The 22,695-nt window shown below is 63.8% G+C and carries 17 protein-coding genes; 11 read left to right on the top strand and 6 right to left on the bottom strand.

All coding sequences use genetic code 11. The features are described from left to right. The first annotated feature begins 193 nt into the window (after positions 1 to 193). Positions 194 to 601 (top strand): hypothetical protein, encoded by a 408-nt coding sequence (locus P1T08_13735; GenBank protein ID MDF1597135.1) that lies wholly within the window; start codon positions 194 to 196, stop codon positions 599 to 601. Here the strand turns inward: P1T08_13735 and P1T08_13740 are convergent. Continuing rightward, on the bottom strand, positions 577 to 3,645 hold the full coding sequence (locus P1T08_13740) for a glycosyltransferase (GenBank protein MDF1597136.1): 3,069 nt from the start codon (positions 3,643 to 3,645) through the stop codon (positions 577 to 579). The genes P1T08_13735 and P1T08_13740 overlap by 25 nt on opposite strands. A 74-nt stretch (positions 3,646 to 3,719) precedes the next feature. Between P1T08_13740 and rfbC the strand changes: the two genes are divergently transcribed. Genes rfbC through P1T08_13770 form a run of 6 tightly spaced genes read left to right on the top strand, consistent with a single transcriptional unit; the run spans position 3,720 to position 9,165 of the window. Next, complete coding sequence (gene rfbC, locus P1T08_13745; protein ID MDF1597137.1) at positions 3,720 to 4,268, top strand: dTDP-4-dehydrorhamnose 3,5-epimerase; 549 nt, start codon at positions 3,720 to 3,722, stop codon at positions 4,266 to 4,268. Positions 4,269 to 4,276: 8 nt separating this feature from the next. After that, complete coding sequence (gene rfbB / locus P1T08_13750) at positions 4,277 to 5,248, top strand: dTDP-glucose 4,6-dehydratase (protein ID MDF1597138.1); 972 nt, start codon at positions 4,277 to 4,279, stop codon at positions 5,246 to 5,248. Continuing rightward, positions 5,245 to 6,111, top strand: coding sequence for a glucose-1-phosphate thymidylyltransferase RfbA (gene rfbA, locus P1T08_13755; GenBank protein ID MDF1597139.1), 867 nt, complete (start codon positions 5,245 to 5,247; stop codon positions 6,109 to 6,111). The genes rfbB and rfbA overlap by 4 nt, the downstream gene beginning before the upstream one ends. After that, positions 6,108 to 6,965 carry a dTDP-4-dehydrorhamnose reductase gene (gene rfbD, locus P1T08_13760; GenBank protein ID MDF1597140.1) on the top strand — a complete coding sequence of 286 codons (858 nt, stop codon included), beginning with the start codon at positions 6,108 to 6,110 and terminating at the stop codon, positions 6,963 to 6,965. The genes rfbA and rfbD overlap by 4 nt, the downstream gene beginning before the upstream one ends. Before the next feature lie 44 nt (positions 6,966 to 7,009). Continuing rightward, positions 7,010 to 8,080 (top strand): DUF3048 domain-containing protein, encoded by a 1,071-nt coding sequence (locus P1T08_13765; GenBank protein MDF1597141.1) that lies wholly within the window; start codon positions 7,010 to 7,012, stop codon positions 8,078 to 8,080. Next, entirely contained in the window at positions 8,077 to 9,165 is a 1,089-nt protein-coding gene (locus tag P1T08_13770) for a UDP-N-acetylglucosamine 2-epimerase (protein MDF1597142.1), read from the top strand. The genes P1T08_13765 and P1T08_13770 overlap by 4 nt, the downstream gene beginning before the upstream one ends. On the opposite strand, the gene P1T08_13775 is transcribed toward P1T08_13770, so the two are convergent. Genes P1T08_13775 through P1T08_13785 form a run of 3 tightly spaced genes read right to left on the bottom strand, consistent with a single transcriptional unit; the run spans position 9,113 to position 12,038 of the window. Next, on the bottom strand, positions 9,113 to 10,039 hold the full coding sequence (locus P1T08_13775; protein ID MDF1597143.1) for a lysylphosphatidylglycerol synthase domain-containing protein: 927 nt from the start codon (positions 10,037 to 10,039) through the stop codon (positions 9,113 to 9,115). The two genes, P1T08_13770 and P1T08_13775, sit on opposite strands and share 53 nt — an antisense overlap. After that, entirely contained in the window at positions 10,036 to 11,112 is a 1,077-nt protein-coding gene (locus tag P1T08_13780; GenBank protein MDF1597144.1) for a polysaccharide pyruvyl transferase family protein, read from the bottom strand. The genes P1T08_13775 and P1T08_13780 overlap by 4 nt, the downstream gene beginning before the upstream one ends. Further along, entirely contained in the window at positions 11,109 to 12,038 is a 930-nt protein-coding gene (locus P1T08_13785; GenBank protein ID MDF1597145.1) for a glycosyltransferase family 2 protein, read from the bottom strand. The genes P1T08_13780 and P1T08_13785 overlap by 4 nt, the downstream gene beginning before the upstream one ends. A 242-nt stretch (positions 12,039 to 12,280) precedes the next feature. On the opposite strand from P1T08_13785, the gene P1T08_13790 reads away from it, so the two are divergent. The 4 genes from P1T08_13790 to P1T08_13805 all read left to right on the top strand — a co-directional run bounded on the left by P1T08_13790 (position 12,281) and on the right by P1T08_13805 (position 19,618). Beyond that, positions 12,281 to 13,717: a hypothetical protein gene (locus tag P1T08_13790; protein ID MDF1597146.1), complete on the top strand. Its 1,437-nt coding sequence runs from the start codon at positions 12,281 to 12,283 to the stop codon at positions 13,715 to 13,717. A gap of 182 nt (positions 13,718 to 13,899) precedes the next feature. Continuing rightward, the gene (locus tag P1T08_13795) at positions 13,900 to 14,820 is read left to right on the top strand and encodes a hypothetical protein (GenBank protein ID MDF1597147.1); all 921 of its coding nucleotides are present in this window, start codon (positions 13,900 to 13,902) and stop codon (positions 14,818 to 14,820) included. A gap of 360 nt (positions 14,821 to 15,180) precedes the next feature. Beyond that, the gene (locus P1T08_13800; GenBank protein ID MDF1597148.1) at positions 15,181 to 16,620 is read left to right on the top strand and encodes a PQQ-dependent sugar dehydrogenase; all 1,440 of its coding nucleotides are present in this window, start codon (positions 15,181 to 15,183) and stop codon (positions 16,618 to 16,620) included. A gap of 64 nt (positions 16,621 to 16,684) precedes the next feature. Further along, positions 16,685 to 19,618: a glycosyltransferase gene (locus tag P1T08_13805; GenBank protein ID MDF1597149.1), complete on the top strand. Its 2,934-nt coding sequence runs from the start codon at positions 16,685 to 16,687 to the stop codon at positions 19,616 to 19,618. Here P1T08_13805 and P1T08_13810 read toward each other — a convergent pair. Together P1T08_13810 and P1T08_13815 are read right to left on the bottom strand one after the other, a co-directional pair. Then, positions 19,603 to 20,697 (bottom strand): M23 family metallopeptidase, encoded by a 1,095-nt coding sequence (locus P1T08_13810; GenBank protein ID MDF1597150.1) that lies wholly within the window; start codon positions 20,695 to 20,697, stop codon positions 19,603 to 19,605. The genes P1T08_13805 and P1T08_13810 overlap by 16 nt on opposite strands. A 41-nt stretch (positions 20,698 to 20,738) precedes the next feature. After that, complete coding sequence (locus P1T08_13815) at positions 20,739 to 22,658, bottom strand: S8 family serine peptidase (protein ID MDF1597151.1); 1,920 nt, start codon at positions 22,656 to 22,658, stop codon at positions 20,739 to 20,741. Positions 22,659 to 22,695 lie beyond the last annotated feature (37 nt).

A 22,695-nucleotide genomic window follows, 5' to 3' on the forward strand; every position in this document is an offset into this window, starting at 1 on the left:
GGCGCCTGCAGTTTCTTTGACATAACTCCATCCTCGCTTCCAAGGTAAAGAGTCTCCAAGAATCCCAGGGCGATACAGAATCTCTCGCTGGCCGCAGTTGCGTCTATTGGACATCGGAGCCGGGTACGGCCGGTTCGCCCATCGCTTGATTGAAGCGTTTCCTGATACCGCGTCAGTCGCGACTGTCGACGCGGTGGCCGAATCAACCTTCCTCAGTGAGTTCTACCTTGCCTATCGTGGTGTGGACGACCGGTCGACCGTCCTCGAGCTACCTTCACTCGACATCTGGCTTGGCTCGGAGCAAGTTGATGTGGCTGTCAATATGCATAGCTTCTCGGAGTGCTCATTCACAGTGGTGCGATCCTGGTTGGACACAATCGCCGAATCCAGTATCAAGTTTCTGATGGTGGTACCCAACCGAGGCACCCACGGTGGAACGCGCCTCATGGCTCGCGAGACCGACGGCACGAATACCGACTACCTGCCAGAACTGGAGAGGCGGGGGTTCGAATTAGTAGCCAGGCGGCCGAAGTACCTACATTCCAGCGTGCAGGACTACGGAGTGTCGCCGACGTATCACTGGCTATTCGTTCGCGAGTGAGACGAGGTCCCGGCGTTCCCGTCTTGTCGGAGCAGTAGTGGCAAGACGGCCTCGGCAAAACGGTGGGCGCGTTCGTGAAAAGTGTGTTCTTGGCGGACCAGCTCGACGGCAGATTCGATGCGACGAGCGCGGTCAGCACCATCGTCCAGGTAGTGCGCAAGAACATCGGCAAGTTCACTCTGGGTGTGGTAGATCGGTACTGCATCGCCGAACAACTCGGACAGACCCTCAACGGGATCAGACACAATCATCGTCCCTGCCGCCAGGGCGTCAAAGATGCGATTGGAAACGAAACCTTCGCGTCGCATGTCGGTCCAATGATCATTGAGCACGATTGCGGATTGTTCGTACAACTTCGGCAGTTCGTCGTTGGCGATGTGAGCCCCCTTGATGTGGCGGCCGGGAATGAGGCCATGCCAACCCTCGCCGAACACCGAGATCTCAAAGCCGGAGTCGATCGCCCACCGTACGACCGGTCGCTCGCGATTGGCGTTCCCTACGAAGACGATGCCGTGCGACTTGGCCGCCTCTGCCGCCACCTTCGGGGGTTCGGCGGCTGCTTGCTGAAGCACATGCACCGGCACATCGGTCATCGTCGCCAGTCTGGCGGCGAAGTGCGTTGATGCAACGAATATGAGGTCATAGGCATTGCACTCCTCGGGCGTGATGTCGTCGGGATGGCTGATGATCCACAGCACGTTGAGATTGCCCGGTTTGACCGCGTAGGGTGTCAAACCTCGCAAGTGCAGGACAACATCGGCATGCTGATATCGCAGCGAATCCCATTCGGGGACGATCGTGATGTCGGTGGCGAAACCCTGCTTCCTAAGTGCCCGGGCGAAATGGCGGGCAAAATGAGTATCTCCCCACGAATCAGCTACATCCCAACCAGGAGGGCCGATACGGATCGCAACCCGGGGCTTGTTCAACGACGCTGAAATGGCCTCGATGAACTGCTGGGCTCGTTGCTTGTACGTGTGTCGTTCGAGCACGAGCGCCCGGAGCTTGTCGACGGTCTCGGCGCGGAGGTCGTCGTCGGCCAGATACCGATCGAGTTGGGCGCGCAGTTCGATGCGGTTGGTGTAGGTGGGCAGGAGTCCATCGAACCACTCCTCGGAACCGGCCGGGTTGTCGGAGAGTACGAGGGTCCCGGCCGCCAGGGCGTCGAACACTCTCGAGTTGACGGCGGGGAGGTTGGGCTCAACGGTATCATCGAGTACCAGCGTGACCGAGCTGTAGAGCGCGGGCAGGCGATCGTACTCGAGGTGCCCCCGCCAGTATCGTTGACCACGTGGACGGCGGTCCCAACCCTTGCCGAAGATCGTGAAGGTCTCACCAGGTCGGACGTCGAGGAACCGTTCCAGTTGGCGTCCCTTTCCCCAGAAGCTGCCCGTGAAGGTGTAATCGGCGGCGAGGGCGACGTCGGTTTCGCCCGGCTGAAAGCGCTCCGGGTTCGTGGCCAGCGGCAGGACGCTGACGTCGACCTCGGAGGCCCGGTCGATGGCTGCGGCGAACTTGCCCGTCGAAGCAACCGCCAGGTCGTAATAGCGGAACGACGGGTTCTCCAGCCACCGGTCGACCCAATTGCGCACCCAGGCAACCGTGAAAGCGCCTTCCGGGGCTTGCGTCACATCGAACTGCGGCAGCAGGTTGATCACGACATCCGTGTCGGGTGCGATCTCATACCAGGCGTCGCGCTTTCGGGGCGCATAGGCGACGTTCCAGCCCAGGGCCGTCAGCTGATCGCCCAGTTCGTGGGCCGTGTACCAATCCCCAAACCCGGCCGTTCGGTCCTCATCGGTGACCGTGATGGCGAGTTTTCTGACTCCATCAACCGCCCAGAAGCCCGCCCCGGCCAGCTGATCTGTGACCAGCGCTCTCCGCAAGTAGGGCTGCCAGGTCTCGAGGAATCGACGCGAATTCCCCAGGTAGTTGATACGCCGTCTTTCGGCGCCGAGTTTCGACTGGGTGCCGAACTCATAGTGATACAGCGCGGCCTGCCCGCAGAAGACCAGTTCGCCGCCGGCCCGGCGAAGCTTCATGGAGAGATCGACATCTTCCCACCCGTAGACGTATCCCTCCGTCAGGCCACCAACTGCCTCGAGGGCGGCGCGCCCGAAGAGAGCGCACGCTCCGGTGACTGCCGGAACCGGAACGACCGCTTGACACTTCCCACTCCTGGGGTCCTCGCCGGATCCGAGGTTGACCGGTCGCGGAGCGTGGTCTCGCCACGAGAAGGCGATGCCGCGATGCTGGACGGTCAGCGGCTTGGCCCCTTCGTTCCCGGTCTGAGCCGGATACACGAGCAGAGCACCGGCGCCGACCACGTTGTCACCTTCGGTCGTCGCCTTCACCAACGCCCCCAGCCAACCGGGGTTGATCGGGCTGACATCGTTGTTGAGGAGCAAGATGTAGTCACCACCGGCCGCGGCGAGGCCCTGGTTGTTCGCCTCCGAATATGTGCGGTTCGAAGTGTTGTGGATGATGTTTACCGGGAAACTCCACGAACGGTCGAGGAGCGATTGTGTGTGATCCGTCGAATCGTTGTCCACCACGATCAGCTCGAAGTCGCGGTAGGCCGTGCGATTTTCCAGGCCGTCGAGGAGGCGTTCCAGGTGCTCTCCGCCGTCGCGGGTGACCACAATCATCGATACCAGCCCACCACCGGCCGGTCCCTGATCTGGTCGCGCTTTGCGAAGGGCGGCCTCCATCCGGGTAGCGCGGAGCCTGGCGGGTAGCCTCGGCAATCGAACACGACGAAACCGGCGAGCCAGGGGATACGCCACCTCTGCAAATCTCAGTGCAACACGAACCGACTTGCGCTTGCGGAGACTGGCCAGTTCATTGCGGGATGCTCGAAGCTCTGATACGAGTCGGGCATGATCGGCTCCGTCGACATCTGGCACGGCGTCATTCTGGAGGCCGGCCATCCGCTGCTCGAGCTCGCCGGCACGGGCATGGAGTTGCTCGAGATGTTCGAACAGGGCCGATGTCTCAGGTCCGCCCTGATCGCCGGTTGCTGGGGTAGCGTCCTCGGATTGCATGCGAGGTGGATGCTAGCCAGGCAGGGTTTCGGGAGTTCCGCACCCCTATGCTGGCGGCCTATGGAGCACCATTCTTGAGAGCTGTAGAGACTGCCCTTCCCGAAGTGCTCGTTCTCGAACCGGGCGTGTTCGAAGACGATCGTGGGTTCTTCTTCGAAGCATGGAACCGGAATGTCTTCAAGGATCTGGTCGGCCGCGACGTCGATTTTGTGCAGGACAACCAGTCGCGTTCACGGAAAGGCGTTCTGCGCGGTTTGCATTACCAACTCCGGCAACCACAAGGAAAACTCGTGCGGGTGGTGGCCGGGTCGGTGTTCGACGTTGTCGTCGATGTGCGACGGTCCTCTTCGACCTTCGGTGGCTGGCTGGGTCTCGAACTATCCGATGCGAACCGACGCCAACTCTGGATTCCTCAAGGCTTCGCCCACGGTTTCCTGGTCATCACCGAGTACGCCGACCTCGTCTACAAGACGACCGACTATTACAACCCCGAGTGGGATCGCACATTGCGATGGGATGATCCGGAAATCGGCATCGATTGGCCGCTGGACGGCGGACGGCCGATACTCTCGGCCAAGGACGATGCTGCGCCGGGATTGTTCGCAGCCGACGTATACGAATGAGGAGAGGGATGAGCCGTCGTTATCTCGTGACGGGAGGAGCAGGGTTCATCGGCTCTAACTTCGTCCGGTACATCCTGCAACACGAAGCAGACGCCCAGATCACCAATTTGGACCTGCTCACCTACGCCGGAGTCAAGGCCACGGTCGACGAACTGGACGAGTCACCGAACCATCGATTCGTGCACGGCGATATTCGGGACACCGAACTGGTCGAAGGTCTCGTTCCCGGCCACGACGTGATCGTGAACTTCGCCGCCGAGAGCCACGTCGACCGGTCGATCGACGGCCCGGCCGTCTTCCTCGAGACCAACGTCGTCGGCACCGGCGTGCTCATTGAGGCCGCCCGCCGTCACGAAGTCCCCATGTTCCTGCAGGTCTCGACCGACGAGGTCTACGGAACGATTGCGCAGGGTTTCGCCCCCGAGGATGCCGCCCTGGCGCCGTCCTCCCCGTACGCCGCCTCCAAAGCCGCCGCCGATCTGCTCGTCCAGTCGTACGCCGTGACGTTCGGCTACCGGGCCATCATCACCCGCTGCACGAACAACTACGGGCCCTACCAGTTCCCCGAGAAGGTCATCCCGCTGTTTATCACCAATCTCCTCGTCGGCAAACCGGTGCCCCTTTACGGCGACGGCCGCAACGAGCGCGACTGGCTCCACGTCGAGGACCATTGCTCGGCAATCCACCTCCTCCTCGATGCCGGAAACCCGGGTGAGGTCTACAACATCGGGGCAGACGCCCAGCTCGCCAACATCGACCTGACCCACCGCCTGATCGAACTGCTGGGTAGGGATGAGTCGTTCATTCAGCCGGTCGCCGATCGGCCCGGCCACGACCTTCGGTACGCGGTCGATTCCTCGAAGCTGCGTGCACTGGGATGGGCTCCAGGGCACACCATCGACAAGCGCCTCGACGACACGATCGCCTGGTACCGGGACCGGGAAGACTGGTGGGGACCCTTGAAGGGCGGGCAACGATGAAAGGCATCGTGCTCGCCGGGGGCGCCGGCAGCCGGCTCGACCCCATCACGCGGGTCGCCTCGAAGCAGCTGCAACCGGTCTACGACAAGCCGATGATCTACTACCCCCTGGCAACACTGATGCAGGCAGGCATTCGTGAGGTGCTGGTCATCACCACGCCGCACGACCTGCCGCGCTTCCAGGAACTGCTCGGCGACGGAACACAGTGGGGAATCAGGTTGTCGTATGCAGTCCAGCCGGAGCCCAAAGGCATTGCCCAGGCGTTCCTGGTCGGTGAGGAGTTCATTGCAGGGCAACCCGTGACCCTCATTCTGGGGGACAACATCTTCTACGGGCGGATCGGCCTCGAGGAGGTTGTGGCCACCTTTGAAACCGGTGCATTCGTCTTCGGCTATCCGGTTCGCGACCCCGAACGCTATGGAGTCGTCGAGTTCGACTCCGACGGGCGCGTGCTCTCCTTAGAGGAGAAGCCGGCCAAGCCGAAGTCAAAGTTCGCCGTTCCCGGCCTGTACGTGTTCGACGGCAACGTCGCCAAGGTGGCCAAATCCATCGAGCCGTCTGCCAGAGGCGAACTGGAAATCACCGACCTCAATCGGGTCTATCTGGAGCGGGGAGAGCTAAAGGTACAGATCTTCGACCGGGGAGTTGCCTGGCTGGACAGCGGCACGCACGACAGTCTGCTCGAGGCTGCCAACTTCATCGCCACCGTCGAGCACCGCCAGAGCATCAAGATCGCCTGCCTCGAGGAGATCGCCTACCGACAGGGCTTCGTCGACGAGGCGGCCTTCCGTCTGGTGGTCGAGGAGATGCCGGCCTCGAGCTATCGGAGCTATCTCGAGGATGTGCTGGCGGAGCAGCGTTGACCGGTCGGGTTGTCGTCATCGGCGGCTCCGGTCAGGTGGGTACCGCCTTCCGGGCCCTCCTGCCAGACGCTTTCTTTCCCGCCCGGGATGAACTCGATCTGCTGGACCTCGGGGCGATCGGTCCGACGCTGGCCCGCTGGGAACCGTCCGCCATCATCAACTGCGCCGCCTACACCGCCGTAGACCGGGCCGAAGATGACGAAGCGACCGCCACGACGGTCAACGGGAGCGCCGTTGGTGAACTGGCGACGGCGGCGGCCGCCGGTCGGCGGATCCCATTCCTGACCTATTCCACCGACTACGTCTTCGACGGGACCGCAACCCGACCCTATGTCGAGTCCGACCCCACCGCCCCGATCAACGCCTACGGACGCAGCAAACTGGCAGGGGAAAGAGAGGCCCTTCGCTATCCGGGCAGCCTCGTTATCCGTACATCGTGGGTCATCTCCGGCACCCATGCGAACTTCGTGGCGACGATGCTGAATCTGGCGCGCAACCGGTCGGTGCGAGTGGTATCCGATCAGCTCGGCCGTCCAACGATGGCCGGCGACCTCGCCGCCGCCTCCCTCGCCGCGCTCGAACGAGGCGCCACCGGGTTGTTGCACCTCACGAATTCTGGTCAAACCAGTTGGTTCGACCTGGCCAGACGCGCGGTGGAGATTGCCGGACTCGACTCCGAACGTATCGAACCGTGCACAACTGCCGACTATCCAACCCCTGCCCGGCGTCCCGCCTACTCGGTACTCGATTCAGAACGGCGGTCCGACCTCGGCGTGCCGGAGTTGCCTTCCTGGCGCGATTCGCTACCCGCGGTGGTTGAGCAACTGATGCTGGGTAACAACTTCACGGTCTAGTCTTCGCCCTCCCCGGGAGGTGCAAAACGACGAAGTTGACCGAAATGTTGCGTGCGTACTGGAAGCCGCTCTCCGTGGCCGCGGCGGTCGCATTGATCGCTCTCATCGCCGTGATCGTCACGTGGGGAGGCGATGACGGTTCGTCGCCCGCAGCATCCGATCTTCCGACATCCACGACAACGATTCCTGGCGATAGCGGCGACCAATCACCCGAGGCGACGGCTCCGCCTGAGCCGGTGTCCCGCAACCCGTTGACGGGTGCGCCACTGGACACGCCGAGTGACCAGCAAGTGATTGCGGTGCGAGTCGGGAACGGCGACGCGGAACGCCCGCAGGCAGGGTTGGGCGAGGCCGGCCTCATCTACGAGACACTCCTCGAAGGCGGCGAGACCCGGTTCATCGCCCTCTACTTCGGTGAGGAACCCGACTCGGTCGGCCCGGTGAGGTCGATCCGGCCCGTGGACGCCGCCATCGTTGCCCCGTTCGCTCCATTGTTCGCCTTCTCCGGTGGTCAGGACTTCGTTTATCGCCTCGTCCAAGCAGCAGGAGTTGCCGTGATCGACGAGACCGATGTCGCCGCGCTCACCCGTTCGGACGGTGTTGCGCCGCACAACCTCTTCCTCGACTACACGACGGCCCTCACCCGCGCCATCGGAGGGCCGCCCCGGGTCGCTCCGCTTCCGTTCTCCGGTGACTGGCAGCCGGCGGGGGAATCCGCCGATCAGGTATCGTTCAGGTTCGGGAGCCGGGCGATCGAGTACGTGTTCGATACCGGCGGCGGCTACCTCCGGTCACAGGATGGAATCCCGTTCGAGGTGCTGGGCCCCGATGACCTCGAAACACTCACCCGCGACACCGTCGTCATCCAGTTCGTCGCCCAGCGATCGGCCGGATATTCCGATGTGGCGGGCGCCGAGGTTCCGGATTTCGACGTTGTCGGTTTTGGCGAAGCGCTGGTCTTTCACGAAGGAGAGGCCGTAGCAGTGGAGTGGCGGCGAGCTTCGCAGGCATCCGGCACCCTGTTCTTCGACGCCGAGGGCGAGCCGTTCGCGCTTCCGTCGGGTCAGTTGATCATCGAGTTGGTGCCCATCGGAACCGAGGTCACTTTCGGATGACGGACGGCCTGCACGTCTTTATCGGGACCAAGGCCCAGTACATCAAGACCGCCCCGCTGCTCCGGCTTTTCGACGAACGAGGAGTGGCTTACCGCCTCATCGATTCGGGACAGCACGCCGGCATCGCCGCCTCGATGCGCTCCGAACTCGGCGTCCGTCGACCCGATTTCACCCTCGGGGGAGCCGACGATGTGGCGACGATTCCCCGCGCGTTGGTGTGGAGCCTGGGCCTGGCCGGAAGGCTGGTGCGGCGCCGGCGGCTCCAGGCGGAGGTCTTCGGCGGAATGGGGGGAATCTGCATCGTGCACGGCGACACACCATCGACCCTGCTGGCCGCTTTGATGGCGCGCCGGGCCGGCCTGCGGGTGGCGCACCTGGAGGCGGGTCTCCGCTCTCACAAGCTGACCCATCCCTTCCCCGAGGAGATCATCCGCATCGTCACCATGCGGTTGGCCTCCCTGCTGTTTGCTCCAGACGCGGCAGCCGTTCGGAATCTGGAGCGCATGCGAGTCAAGGGACGCATTGTGGCGCTCTCCGGGAACACATCGCTCGAAGCGGTCGGGTTTGCCCTGCCGGACGTCTCCGAACCGGGTGGGGGGCCGGTGGTGGCCACCATGCATCGGGTCGAGAACCTCCACAACGGCCCTCGCATCGAAGCGATGATCGCCCTTGTCGAACGGGTCGCCGCCCAATACCCGGTTCGATTTGTTCTCCACGAACCAACCGAAGCGGCCCTTGCCAAGCGTGGCCTCGGTCGGCGGTTGGCGAGTGCGGGTGTTGAGCGGGTCGGCCTCGCCGGCCACGGCGAGTTCGTTAGGATGCTGGCCGCCGCTCCCTTCGTGATCACCGACGGTGGCAGCATCCAGGAAGAATGCGCTCTTCTCGGCGTCCCGACCCTGCTGTGGCGCGATCGGTCCGAGCGCCCGGATGGAATCGGGGGCAACGTCGTGGTTGGCCGGTACGACCCGGAAGTCATCGATCGATTTCTCGCCGACCCCGAAGCAGTTCGGGTGCCGATGAGGCAACCGGCGGTCAGTCCATCCGCGGAGATACTGGCGGTGCTCCTCGACGAGCCGACGAGCTGAGCTCGGCGGCGGCGGTCGCCACCGCGTCTCGCACCAGCATCAGGGCGCGAAAGCCTCCCAGGATCACGGCGACGTACGTGCGGCCTTCGCTCACGAGGAGCGCAGCCAGGGTCACCTCGAACACCCCGACTCCCTGCGGCGCGATCGGGGCGAGAAAACCAACGCCCCACGCAACCATGAAAGCTCCGGCCAGCACCCAGGCCGGGCCGGTGGCGAGGTCCGGGAAGGCGTGGAGGAAGATCACGAAGTTGGTGGAAGTCCAGGCCCAATAGGCCACCGTCCACGCGAATAGCCGAAGGTAGGCCCGGTTGGATAGCCGGGGTGGATCCCCTTGATTCCGGCGGCGTGCCAGCCAGGAAATGAACCGATTCAGAGCAGGACGGGACAAGGCCAGGCCGCCGAAGCCGAGCGGGGGGACTGCCCACCATGCACCACCCGGGAGTTCCCCGCCCAGCACCAGCAGGGTGAGACCGATGACGAAGGCGGTGACGACGCTGAGGAGCATCTCGAGACCGGCGGTGACTATCAGGGGCGTGGCGGCGATACCGTGGCGGGCGAGCAGCGCCGATTTGCCTGCCGCGTACCAGAGACTGCCCGGAACATAGCGGGCGAAGAGGGACCGGCCCGAGGCCACGAGCACCTGTTCAAATGTTGTTGGTTGATCGAGTGCTTTCAACGAGCTGTTCCAGAAGCTGGAGCCCAGCCCGATCTGGCCGAAGCTCAGGATCAGGGCGACAACGATCAGGGAGAGGCGAGCCGATTGCAGTACCTCGGCCAGATCCGAGCGGCGGGTCCACACCAACCACACCAGGAGCCCGGCCAGGATTGCGAGATAGGCCACTCGACCGGCTCGAAGGAGGCTCCGGCGACTCACCGACTCTCCGGCAGCCGGTCGAGAACTTCATCATTGCGCCGCTCACGTAGCCGCAGCCGGTTGATCCGCTCATCGAGCGGTCGGGGATCAGCCATGACTTCCATCACAGCGGCGGGGAGCGATGCTGAGTCGACCGGGGCGATGACCGCTCCCGACTCCAGATCGGCGGCCAGCGACTGCACCTTCGGCGAATACGGCAGTAGAACGACCGGGCGCTCCGCTACGGCGGCCGTCACCCCACCGTGATATCTCATGGCGATGACCACCCGCGCACTTGCGATCTCATCGAGGACCGTGTCGAGCGTGGCAGTGGCCAGCGACGATTCATGCTTCATGTGTTCGGCTACTTGCAGGTGGACGGTATGGTCGCGATCGGTCTGGAAGGCGACGAAGTGAGCGGTCAAACCGGTGGCTTCCACCACCGAGTCGAGGGCACGGGCCATCGAGTCGATCCAGGCCGGATCGACGGCGGAACGGGCGGAAAGGGAGGCGGGCAGCAGCCGGTTTGGGCCAAGGGGCGGACGGAGGCAGACGGCGAAACGGTCGCTCATCGTCACCGCCGGCGTGGGGAGCGAGAAAGCAGGGTCGGCGGCCGTGATCGGAGTTGCCAGGCCGAGGTCCGCCAGCCGCGTGGCGGAATCCTCATCGCGGACGCTGGTCGGCATTTCTCCGGAGAGGCTGTGGCGAACGAGGAATCTTCCCGAACGCGTATTGAGTGCTCCGACTCCGATTCCGAAGATTCCGACCGGAGTGCGGGTTGCCCTGGCCATCCACATGCGAGACAGGTGATAGGGGAGATTCCAGTGCCCGGTCTCGTCCTGGAGGATCCCACCGCCACCGAAGATCAGTCGGTCGCATTTGCGGATTGCCTGCATCACCGAAAACGGGTGCAAGTGATGAACGGCGGCGACCGCGTGGTCCCGTGCCGTCCCCTCGGGATCCACCGAAACGGCCGTGACGTCGACATCCCGCTCCCGGAGACGACCGACCAGGGCACGGAAGATCAGCTCATCGCCGAGATTCGTCGACCCGATCCAGGCGGCGACGACGACGTTCATCCGCTCCCGGCTCACAACGTCGGAGGGTCGTCGAAGCCGGAGCTGTACGCCGACGCCGGAAGCACGTGGTTCTTGTCGCGATTGAGATTGACGACGAGATCCGACAGCAGTGCGACGAGCATCAGCGAAATGGCCGCACCCAGCCACACGATGGTATTCGTTGCCACACGGAAATCTTTGGTCACGAGGTCGAATATGAGCTTTGCTATTGCGCCAACCGTTCCGACGAGCGCAACCGGCATGAACACACGCAGTGGGTTGTACAACAACATCATGCGTACGACCTGGAGCAGATAGAGCCGCGTATCCCGCCACCAGTGGAACTTGGACTGTCCGGCCCGTTTGGCGTAGACGATCGGTACGTATCGCACCGAGTAGCCGTTGTTGAGGAAGGTCATCGTCAGCGTTGTGACGCAGGAGAAGCCCTTCGGAAGCTGGTGGAGGAACTGCTCGCCTACGTCACGGCGGAAGGCCCGGAACCCCGAGTTCAGGTCGGGGATCATTGTGTCGGACAAGTAGCTCGCCAGCTTGCGAATGAACCACTTGGCGGGCACCCGCAAGGCTTTGTTCGTGCCCTCTTCGCTGCGGCGAGCTCCGACGACCTGGTCCCACCCCGGGAGCTGGTCGACGAGTTGGGGGATCTGGTCGTTCGGGTAGCTCATGTCGGCGTCCGTCCAGACGACCACTGTGCCCCGCGCCAGGCGGGTTCCGGCTCGCCGGGAGGAACCCGACCCCCGGTTCTGATCAAAACGAACAAAGCGGATGCCGGGCACGTTGTGGACGAGGTCCGGTGTCCGATCAGTGGATCCGTCGTCTACGACGATCACTTCGTAGGAGTAGTCGGATCGGTCCATTGCAGTCCGGATCCGGTCGATCTCCTCGACGATGTGCCCCTCTTCGTTGAAGACGGGCAGGACGATGGAAACGTCGATGTCATGCATGTGGGGGCTGAGGTTACCGCGCTCGCTGACACCCCGGGCTTGAGCCGAGGAGCCGCGGCCCGGCCCGCCGGCTCGGACCTGCGGCGGTTTCAGTCGAACGAAGGAACGCAGAACCCAACTAGTGGTCTGTCTGCTATTTGATGACCGGGGTAGGCAGTGCCACGAACCCTGCCACAGCGGGGATCGTCCGGCAGGAGACCAAGTCACCAAATCCGCGACGGACCACTAGCCTCAGCCGGGCTTTGTCTCAGCTGGACTCATCACCCGATCTCACCGCCCGCCGGAAACTGCCCGATTGGTGGGGGTGGCTGGTCGCTTCGGCTCTCAGCGTGGTCATCGGGGTCTCGTGGTGGCCGGGTTTCACCTACCCGCTGGGTGATTCCACCGAAGGCCGCATTCTCGGCAGGCTGGGCCTGCAGGTTCGGAACTTCTGGGAGATGGGGGCGTCCGCCTCCGGTTGGGGAACCAATCTTCAGCCTTATGGGGATACCTACGCCCACCATCCGCCTCTCACGAACATCGCTCAGATCATCGTGTATGCGGTGGCGGGGGAGGGTGAGGCCCAGCTGCGAGTGTTCGGGTATCTGGCCGGTTTCTTCACCGTGTGGGCTTTGATCGTCCTGCTCCGTCAGCTGGCATTCGGATGGGCGGGGCCGCTGGTGGCAGTGGCGGCGCTCACCAGCACGACGTTCTTCTGGGCGTTTGGGCGACTGGGCGGCGGTTTCTCGGCGTCGGTGGGGTTTCTGGCTGCCGTGGCCTATCTCAGACGGACCGAGCAGCCCTCCGCGGTGGCGGTGGGCATCACGGCCGCGCTGGGTGCGGCGAGTGTCCTCCTGGCCTGGCCGGCGGCTGCCGTGGCGGCGCTGGGTGGTATGTGGTTGCTGGCCGGGCGGGGATGGGATCGCCCGACGCGCCTGGTGGCGGCCGCCGGGGTCGTGACTGCCTTGGCCATGGTCGTCTGGATTCTGTCTGCGACCGATCTCTCCGAGTTGGCGGGTCAGGCTCGTGTCCGTTCCAGCGGTGCAGGGTTCACCTGGGGCCAGTTCGCCGACAAGCAGTGGGTCTACGCGGCGAGGCTTCTGCCGGACTGGTACCTCTGGTTGATTGTTCCGTCGTTGGCGGCCGGTTTGGTAGATGCTCGTACGCGGCCGGTTGTCATCATCACCGGCGGGGTGGCATTGGCGTGGATGGTGGGGCCGCGTGAAGGCGCCTTCAGCCACGAGTTCTGGAACCTCAACTGGCTGCTGCCCATCACCGTCGGCATGGCGGCGCTGGTTGAGTTCGTGAAGGGTTGGCTGAATAGGGTGCATGCTTCGGCTGCGACGATCGCCGTCGGAGTAGTGACTGTGCTGTTGTCGGTGGCGGTGTTGGGCCGTATCGGGACGACCGCCTTCCGGGTCGGAGCAGATGCCGGTGCCCTGCTCGATCGGATCGAACCACCACCCGGGCAAACCGCCGTATGGGTCGCACCCAACGTGGCGGCTCCGCGTTGGGCATCGTGGTACTGGGACCTGCCGGTCAGGGTGGTCACGCCTGATGGCCTATCCGGTATTCCCTCCGATGACCTGATTCTGATCCGAAGCGACGCCGTGCCGGCCTGGATGGGAATCGACGATGACGAGATGTTGGCGACCGAAGGAGCGTACGCACTGGTTGCCGGCGACGCCCTGGCGGATTAGTGACGGTGCCTCGTGAATGAGGAGGCTGTACACGGTCTCCTCATCATTTTCAGTGACGGCCTTGCAGCCGACGTTGGACACGGCAGAAGAATCCCACGCATCTACTCGTTGCTTTGCTAGGTTCGACTAGGAGCCCACTCAGTGTGGGAACGTTTGAGATTCTGGAGGGTCATATGGTCGTCATGAGTAGACGACGTGTGTTCTTGTTGGCCTTGGTGGCGTTTCTGCTGATTCCGGCGGCGGCGCTGGCCGGCACGCTGTTCAGCGACGTGACCGACGGGAGGACCCATTTCAAGGGTATCGAGTTCGTGAAGAGTTCGGGTGTGGCGCTCGGCTGTGGTGATGGGACTACCTATTGTCCGAAAGATCCGGTGTTGCGTGAGCAGATGGCGACGTTCATGTACCGTCTCTCCGGCAACGATCCGGCGACTCCGCCGAGTGTGAACGCCGACAAGTTGGATGGCAAGGATTCGACGGCCTTTCTCCAGGATGCAACAGCATTCCTAGGCAAGACAGAGAAAGCAGCCGATTCGGATCTTCTGGACGGCAAAGACTCGACCGAGTTTGCCGGCACCGCCCACAATCACACCAACGCCGAGACCACAAATGAGCCGGGCGTCGTGTTCAACTACGCAACTGCCGTCGTGGGTGCGACATCGACGCCAGCGGCGATGATCTCGACGACGATACGAGTGCCATCCGATGGTTACGTCAAGATCGAGGTCAGCGGTAATTGGCAGCCAGGCAGCGGTGGCACGGATTATGCCTTTTGTCAGTTGCAAAAGGGCACCGTTCGAGCCATTGACTTCACCGAACCTTGGTTTCGTCTCGATGAGAGTGATCCGGCCGTAACCGACTGGCGTGCGTTTTCGGCGCATACTGTTCTTCCCATCGCAGCTGCCGACAACCCCTCCCTTTTCACCTTCGGGCAGTTGCTGAGCTTGACCTGTGATGAGCAAGCCGGCGCTGTGTCATTCGACGATGTCAATATCTCAGGAACCTTCTTCGCAACCAAGTACGCACCCATCGGCATCATTTTGCCATTCGGTGACGAACCGTCATCCGGCCCCGGCGAGTCCTCTGCTATCGACACTGGTGAGTAGCGGACACTTCGGGTTGCGGAGAACCTGACTAGGGGGGCCGCCTCATCTGAGGCGGCCCCCTCAGCGTCTATCTTCACACGCGTTGTGCGCCGGCCGGGGAGTTCACTGTTCACGACTCGAAGATCACCGATGTAGACAATCTCTGGAACGCAGCGGGTTGAGTCCGGCGGAGTAGCTGAAGCCCAGGCCCATCGGCTTCGAAAGACCTGCCACCCCGCCGCCAGGCGGCACGTTCTGGGATGATGACGGCACCACCCATGAAGGGATGATCGAAGCCATCGCCGCCGTCGGGGTCACGGCAGGTGTGATGCGGCCCAACCCGGCCGGTATTGCCCGTCGGCGGCGGTGACGAGGGGTCAGATGGCGTCGTTCATCGCCCGGGCGTTCGGACTACCCCCGGCCGCTGCCGACTACTTCTCAGACGACCGCGGATCGGTGCACGAGGACAACATCAACCGCCTGTACGAGGCCGGCGTGACGGCAGGGTTCCCGGATGGCACCTACCGCCCGGCCGCAACGGTCACTCGGGCTCAGATGGGCTCGTTTCTGGCACGTGCGATTCCGCTCGCTCCGATCCCCGGCGATGTTTTCACCGACGTCGACGGAGTGCATGAGGCCAACATCAACGCCATCGCGGCGGCCGGCATAACGCTCGGCTGCAACCCCGACGGCACGTTGTATTGCCCTACGGATCCTGTCCGGCGCGACCAGATGGCGTCATTTCTCGGACGGGCGTTGGGGTTCACTCCGGTCGCGGTCGCACCGTTTCAGCTCGGCGTCGAGATCGTTGCGTCCGGCTTCGACGCTCCCACCTTCGTCACCTCGCCGCCCGGCGATTCGAGATTGTTCGTGACGGAACTGAGCGGACGAATCTGGATCATTGATGGGGGAGTGAAGCCGGCCGAGCCGTTCCTCGATCTTCGATCGATAGTGGAATCGGGAGGGGAGCAGGGACTCCTCGGCCTCGCCTTCCACCCCGACTTTGCCACCAACGGCTACTTCTATGTCGATTACACCGACACCGCCGGGGACAGTCGCCTCGTTCGATACCAGATCAGCGCCGATCCCAAGCTGGCGGCGCCCGGCACCCGACTTGAACTCCTGCGGGTCGAGCAACCGGCCACCAACCACAACGGCGGCATGCTGGCTTTCGGGCCCGACGGATTTCTCTACTGGGGTCTCGGGGACGGAGGAGGAGGCGGGGATCCTCATGAAAACGGCCAGGATCCGACGACATTGCTTGGCTCGATCCTCCGTCTCGATGTCGACGGACCGGCCCCCTACGGGGCGCCCGGCAACGCCTGGGGATCTGAGGTCTGGGCAATCGGCCTCCGTAATCCGTGGCGATTCTCGTTCGACAGCCGGACCGGGCTCCTCTACATCGGAGACGTCGGCCAGGGCAGCTGGGAAGAGGTCGACGTCGTAGATCCGGGCGGTTCGGCCATGAATTTCGGTTGGAACGTTCTCGAGGGCAGCCACTGTTACAAACCGGCGGTTGGCTGCTCGGCGACGGGGGCCATCCTGCCCGTCGTCGAGTATCCGCACACCGTCGGGGTCTCGGTGACCGGCGGCTACGTGCACCGGGATGCCGGCCTTCCCTATCTCAACGGCGCCTACCTCTACGGGGATCTGCTCGGCAAAGTGTGGAGCTTCCGGATGGTCGACGGTTCGGTGATGGACGAGCGGGACTGGACGCCCGGCCTGCCGGGTCTCGGCACCATCTGGTCGTTCGGCCACGACGGCGACGGCCGGGTGTATGTCGTGTCGGGCGGCGGGACGATCTACCGCTTGACCGGATAACCGCTCGACTCGCCGGCCGCCACCTGCACGAGTCATCCCGGCCCATCGATCTATCCTCCCTGTGGTGCACACTGAACCTCCAGCATCCACCGGTCCGGCTGGCGCTTTCTGGACGGACATCGACGTTCCGGAACCCGGTGACTGGACGCCGACCCGCACGGTCAGCGTTGTCATCACCTACTACCAGGCACCAGATGCGCTCGACATTACGCTGGCCGCCATCGGGCAGCAGACCTATCCGCAGGCGCTCACCGAGATAGTGATCGTGGACGACGGCTCCGAGCCTCCCCTGGCGGAGGTACGGTTGCCCGGCGACCTGCCGGTGAAGGTGGTCCATCAGGATGATCGGGGTTTCGGCCTGGCGAGAGCGCGTAACACTGGTGCGGCGGCTGCCTCGGGAGACATCGTCGTGTTCCTCGACTGCGACATGGTCCCGGAGCCTTCCTGGCTCGAAGCCCATGCCCGCTGGCACCATCACATTCCTGATGCCCTCAGCCTGGGGTTCCGGCGACATGCCGACTTCGCTGGGATCCAAGCGGCCGCCGTCGAGGAGGCAGCCAGCCGGGGCGACGTTGGGGTGTTATTTGAAGGAAGGCAGCAGGAACGGCCGGAGTGGATCGAGTTCCACATGAGCCGGACCAGAGATCTCACCACAGGCGACGACGACCTGTTTCGGATCGTGACGGGCGGAAATCTCGGAATCCGGGCGGACACGTTGGCGGCGATCGGCGGCTACGACGAATCGTTCACCCAGTGGGGTGCTGAAGACACGGAGTTTGGATACCGGGCGTTCACATTCGGGGCGCAGCTGATACCTGAGCGCCGGGCCCTGTGCTGGCATCAGGGTCTGGGGAACGTCCCGGATTCAGGCGAGGCGGCTTCGCTCGAGGAGCAGCGCGCCAAGATCGCCCACCTGATCGCCGAACCCACTTTTCGCAGATGGACACCGGGCCGGTCGTACCTGGTTCCCTACGCAGTCGTCGAAATCGACGCATCCGGCGCTTCGGCGAAGGAAATCGAACGCTGTGTCGAGGGTGTGCTGGCCAACCGGTTCCACGACCTTGTCGTGCTGCTCTCCGTTCCGGACGATCATCCTGAAGCGACGCTGATTCTCCGTAAGTTCGACGGCGATCCGCGGGTTGTCTCCGCATCCGGCGACACACTCCAGGTTGCGCCGGTCCGAATCGAGCTGCCGGTCGGCGTCGTCATGGGGGACCGCTCCATCGGGCGCATCGTTCAGTTGCTCAAGGGGGTCGGCGAGTTGCACATACCCGTTCCAGGCGTCGGATCTGTGGTGGCCGGGAAGACCAGGGCGCGGCGGTCGGCGGAGCGGTGCGCTGATCCGGGTTTGATCGCCAGGAGATATGGATCGGCAACGGCGTCGTGGCGCGACGTCGGATTGCGAGGTGGCACGACACGTGGACGCTTTTCCAGGTTCGCAACCCGGTTCCGCGACAACAGCGCAGCCGGCAAGGTACTCAGGAGGCTCCGCAGCGTGAGGTCGAAAGAAGACGCCGGCGCCCTCCTGCGTTGGATATCGGCCGGAATCCGGCACCGGCTGACACGCGACAGGTTTGCCGCCGACCGCCGCTCCGTCTCGCACGGTGATGACCGACCTCCAACCACCGAACGATTGGGAGGATGGATCAATGGCTACCGCGTCGTGACGACCGGTGTTTCGATTCTCCCCAACGCGGCCGCCCTTCAAGGCGGGGATCTGCCGCCGGGACGGGTCGATCTCGTGCTGACCGATGAAGAACCCGCCGACCGCCTCACATCATCGGCAGACGAAGCGGGCGCGGCAATCGTGAGGGTTGCCGGTCCGATGATGGTCCCGGCCTTCGATGAACGTCTCGTGAACCCGGTCGGGTTCGGCCCCGTAACCTCTTCGCAGTTCGGCGCGCTCCGCTCCAACGACTCTGCCGTTGGTCGATGGCTGGAGAGATTCGACGGCGACAAGGTGGATCTGGACCGGACACCTGGGTCACCGGACGGCGCCGATCGCCGGGTTCGACGGTTGCGGTTTGTTGCCGATCACCCGGCCATGCATCCGAGTCAGGTCTCACGGGCGGCGTACCTCGCTGCACGCTGCGGGGCAGGAGTCCCGGTCGTGGCGGCGGATCTTGCAGAACTCGACGGCCTGGTCGAGCCCGCGCTGCTGGTGGCGCTCGAGTCGGTTGTCCCCGAGCGCCTGGTAGACCCGGTCTATCGCGAACTCGCCTCTATCGGTCTGCGACGTGCTGCGTTACAAGAGCACTCGCAGTCGGCGACCCTCCGGCGCCTCCTCGCTCTGGCCGGGAGGATTGTCGAACCTCCCCTGGTTTCTGTAGTTCTGGCCACCAACCGGGCGGAGTTCGTTGCCCATTCCCTGGACCAGATCGGTGAGCAGGACTACCCGTGGCTCGAAGTCATCCTGGCGCTCCATGGGGCCGTGAGCGGCGAGGCGGTCGACCGGGCGGGTGAGAGGGTCTCGAAGCTGCTTCAACTCCCGGCCGAGATGCCATTCGGTGAGGTGCTGAACGCGGCCACCGGGGCGGCGACGGGAGACCTCGTCGCCAAGATGGACGATGACGACTGGTACGGATCCCATCACATCACCGATCTCGTTCTTGCTCGGGAATACTCCGGGGCCACCCTCATTGGAAAGGGCGCTGAGTTCGTGTACCTCGCCGGTTCCAACCAGACGATCAGGCGATTCGTTGGCGGGGCCGAGTCGAGCAGCGCCACCCTGGCCGGCGGGTGTCTGCTCCTGCGTCGGACCGACCTCATCGATGTCGGTTCGTGGCGATCCGTCAGGAAGAGCGTCGACCAGGGTCTGATCGAGGACGTGCTGAGAGGCGGTGGATCCATCTACCGCACCCACGGGTTCGAGTACGTGCTCAACCGCCACGGCACCAATCACACATGGGACTCGGGCGATCGGTACTTCTCAGACCAGGCCGAGAACTCCTGGGATGGTCTCCGGTTGGATGTTGCGGGGATCTACCCGGCAGGCTGAGCTTCCGCCCAGACGATTGCCCGGGCGAGGAAACTGGCCATCTGTGCGCGGGTGACGAAGTCATCCGGACAGAATGATCCCTCCGTCGCACAACCGGCAGTGATCCCGGCCGCCGCCAGAGCATCGATCGCCGCCTCGTGCGTCGACCCGTCGTCGTCGGCGAACCCGTCGAGGTCGGTGGCGGGAACTGCGAACGCACGGACCAGGAAGCTCGCCATCTGACCGCGCGTCACGAAGTCGTCCGGACAGAACGATCCATCTGCGCATCCACTCGTTACACCCGCGGCCGCGATTGCATTGATGGCATTCTGAAACGGGCTGTCGTCATCGTCGGTGAACCAGTCCTCCGGACCATCCGGGAGGTCCAGGGCTCGTTGGATGAAGGCGGCCATGTGCTCACGCACAACCGGATCAGACGGGCAGTATTGGCCGGGAGAGCATCCCAGTGTGATCCCTCGCTCGAAGATGAAGATGATGTTGCCCTCATGGGCAGAGCCATCGTCGTCCCAGAACGGCGGGAGGAAGTCGGCGGCGAGCGGGTCTGCGATCGGGGTGGCTGCCATCAGGTGTGGATAAGGGTTCACTTTCGTGCCGTCGGGTTGCTGCAATTCGAAATGGAGGTGTGGACAGTCGCATGCTTCTGCGTTGCCGGAATCACCCACCCATCCGATCAGCTGACCGGCCCGGACACGGGCGCCGGATTCGATGCCGTCGGCAAAGCCGAAACCCAGGCCGTCATCGGTTCTCGGAGTGTCGTTGTTCAGGTGTACATACCAACTGGTCCAGCCGTCGTCATGGTTGAGCGCCATGGAGCAGCAGCCGTCTCCGACCGTATCGTGAATCCACCCGACCGTTCCGTCGGCGGCCGCCACGATCGGGACCATCTTGGTCGACATGATGTCGACTCCTTCGTGGGTCCGATCGCCGGACCTCGGCGCCCCCCACGAATCCGTGTAGGAGTACTCACCGACGACCGGGAAGATCAGTGGATAGGTTGCTTCTTCCTGGGCGGCGACCGGTGCGGTCAGACCCGTGGTGGCCAGCGCAAGCGCGATGATCACAAGCAGGTTCCGTCTCATCCGTTAGCTATCGGGTCGTCGATCAGAAACTTGAACCCGGCTCAGTGCTCGGCACGGTAGAGCAGTGCGGCCATCTGGCCCCGCGCAATCGGTTGGCGCGGGCAGAACTCGGTGATGATGCAGCCCCGGGTGATACCGGACTCGGCCAGGCGGTTGATGTTGTCCTGGTGGGGGCCGCCGTCGTCGGTGAACCAGTCTTTGGTGGCGGGTGGTAGGTCGAGGGCGCGGGCCAGGAAGCTGGCCATCTGTCCACGGGTGACGGATGCGAGCGGACAAAACCCGGTCGCCGAACAGCCGAGGGTGATGCCGCGCGCCGACAGCCAGATGATCTCCGATTCGAACGGGTTGGTGTCGTCGTCGTCGAAGTCGATTCCGGCGACGATCTCGATCGCCGCTTGCTCTGCGATGTCCCCTCCGCGAGCGGTGAGAGCAACGTCGTAGATTCCGGTCGCCGAATAGGTGTGCCCCACATCTCGTCCCGAGCCGATGGTGCCGTCGCCAAAAGCCCAGTCGTATGACGCGATCTCACCAAACCGATCGCACCTACTCGTCGCGCTCAGAGCCACCGTGAACGGGATGCCGCCGAGGGCGGGCATGGCGATAGCAGAGGATCCGAGTGAGGTTGGGGTCGCCCGGACGGCGCGATCTGCATTCAAGCGACCGCCGGAAACGGTTCTGCCGGCCAGAGAGCCGACCGGGTCGGTGCCGGCGAGCAGCACGTTTCGGAGTTCCCCGGGTGTGAGGCATGGGTTGATGGATAGGACCAGGGCCGCGGCACCGCTCACGAAGGGGGCGGCGAATGAGGTGCCATCGCCGAGGAGGTGGTCGTCGACGGGATCAAACCAGAGGGGAACCGTCGAGAGGATTCCTTCACCGGGTGCCCCAAGGTCGACCGAGGTGGATCCGAAGTGCGAGAACGATGAGAGGGTATCTGTGTGGTCCGTTGCCGCCACCGCCACGACGGAGTCGAAAGGGAAGCTGGCCGGGTAGACGGGCGCAATGTCGTTGTCTCTTTCAGGAAGCTCCGGCACATTTCCGGAGGCCGCAACTACCAGCAAACCTGCCTCCCCGGCCAGGCGGACCGCCTCTTCGAGGGCGATGTTTCCAAAGGCACCCGTGGCGCCGAAGGAGAGGTTGGCGACCCGGGCGCCGTTGCTAACCGCGTAGTCCAGTCCGGCGATTGTGTCGGAATCGAAGCACGACGTCGAACAAACCCGCACCGACATCAGGCGGCTGTTGGGAGCGAGGCCGGCCATTCCATATCCATTGACGGCTGCCCCGATGATCCCTGCCACGAACGTACCGTGATAGGAACCGTCGTCAGGATTATTGTCGTCAGGATTATTGTCGTCGGAGACGAAGTCCCACCCCCAGGTATCGTCGACGTAGCCGTTGCCATCATCGTCGATGCCGTTGCCGGGCGTCTCGCCGCCGTTATTCCAGAGTTGAGTGGAAAGATCGGGATGGTTGGCGTCAATCCCGGTATCGAGGACGGCCACGATGGCACCGCGGCCCTCCGTCACCGACCATGCTTCGAGAGCGTCGACGTCGGCGTCGATCATCCCGCCGGATTGACCCGTGTTGAGCAATCCCCATTGATCCACGAAGAGGGGCTCGAGCTCTCCGCCACTCAGCGGTCGTGCGATATTCGGAACCGCCGGGACCCCGAGTTGTCTGGTCAGGCGGGCGGCCTCGCCGGACGGTGATCCCGGTGCCACACTGCGGACGAGGCTCCAACCGAACCCCACCTCCCGGATGACCTCGAGTCCCTCCCGCCTCAGGGCTGCCCGGGTGCCCTTCACCAGAAACTCGTGCTCGACGGCGAGTACTCCATCGTCCGTCGCCCGCGTCGGAACCAGCGCAGGTTCCGACGGTGTCCGCGCAGCCGCAGGGTCGACGGGAACCAGGAGCGACACAGTCAGCAGGACGGTCAGCGCGGCGAGGAGAGAGCGGTAGATCATGGGCGAGGGTCGATGGTACCGCGGTAGCACTGGTATT

Source organism: Acidimicrobiia bacterium (assembly GCA_029210695.1).
Taxonomy (GTDB): domain Bacteria; phylum Actinomycetota; class Acidimicrobiia; order Spongiisociales; family JAHEDJ01; genus JAHEDJ01.

Bases quoted from the DNA above. Each gene is read 5' to 3' on its own strand.
- P1T08_13740 (MDF1597136.1), bottom strand. From the start codon at position 3,645: ATGCAATCCGAGGACGCTACCCCAGCAACCGGCGATCAGGGCGGACCT.
- rfbB (MDF1597138.1), top strand. From the start codon at position 4,277: ATGAGCCGTCGTTATCTCGTGACGGGAGGAGCAGGGTTCATCGGCTCT.
- rfbA (MDF1597139.1), top strand. From the start codon at position 5,245: ATGAAAGGCATCGTGCTCGCCGGGGGCGCCGGCAGCCGGCTCGACCCC.
- P1T08_13765 (MDF1597141.1), top strand. From the start codon at position 7,010: ATGTTGCGTGCGTACTGGAAGCCGCTCTCCGTGGCCGCGGCGGTCGCA.
- P1T08_13770 (MDF1597142.1), top strand. From the start codon at position 8,077: ATGACGGACGGCCTGCACGTCTTTATCGGGACCAAGGCCCAGTACATC.
- P1T08_13785 (MDF1597145.1), bottom strand. From the start codon at position 12,038: ATGCATGACATCGACGTTTCCATCGTCCTGCCCGTCTTCAACGAAGAG.
- P1T08_13795 (MDF1597147.1), top strand. From the start codon at position 13,900: ATGAGTAGACGACGTGTGTTCTTGTTGGCCTTGGTGGCGTTTCTGCTG.
- P1T08_13800 (MDF1597148.1), top strand. From the start codon at position 15,181: ATGGCGTCGTTCATCGCCCGGGCGTTCGGACTACCCCCGGCCGCTGCC.
- P1T08_13810 (MDF1597150.1), bottom strand. From the start codon at position 20,697: ATGAGACGGAACCTGCTTGTGATCATCGCGCTTGCGCTGGCCACCACG.
- P1T08_13815 (MDF1597151.1), bottom strand. From the start codon at position 22,658: ATGATCTACCGCTCTCTCCTCGCCGCGCTGACCGTCCTGCTGACTGTG.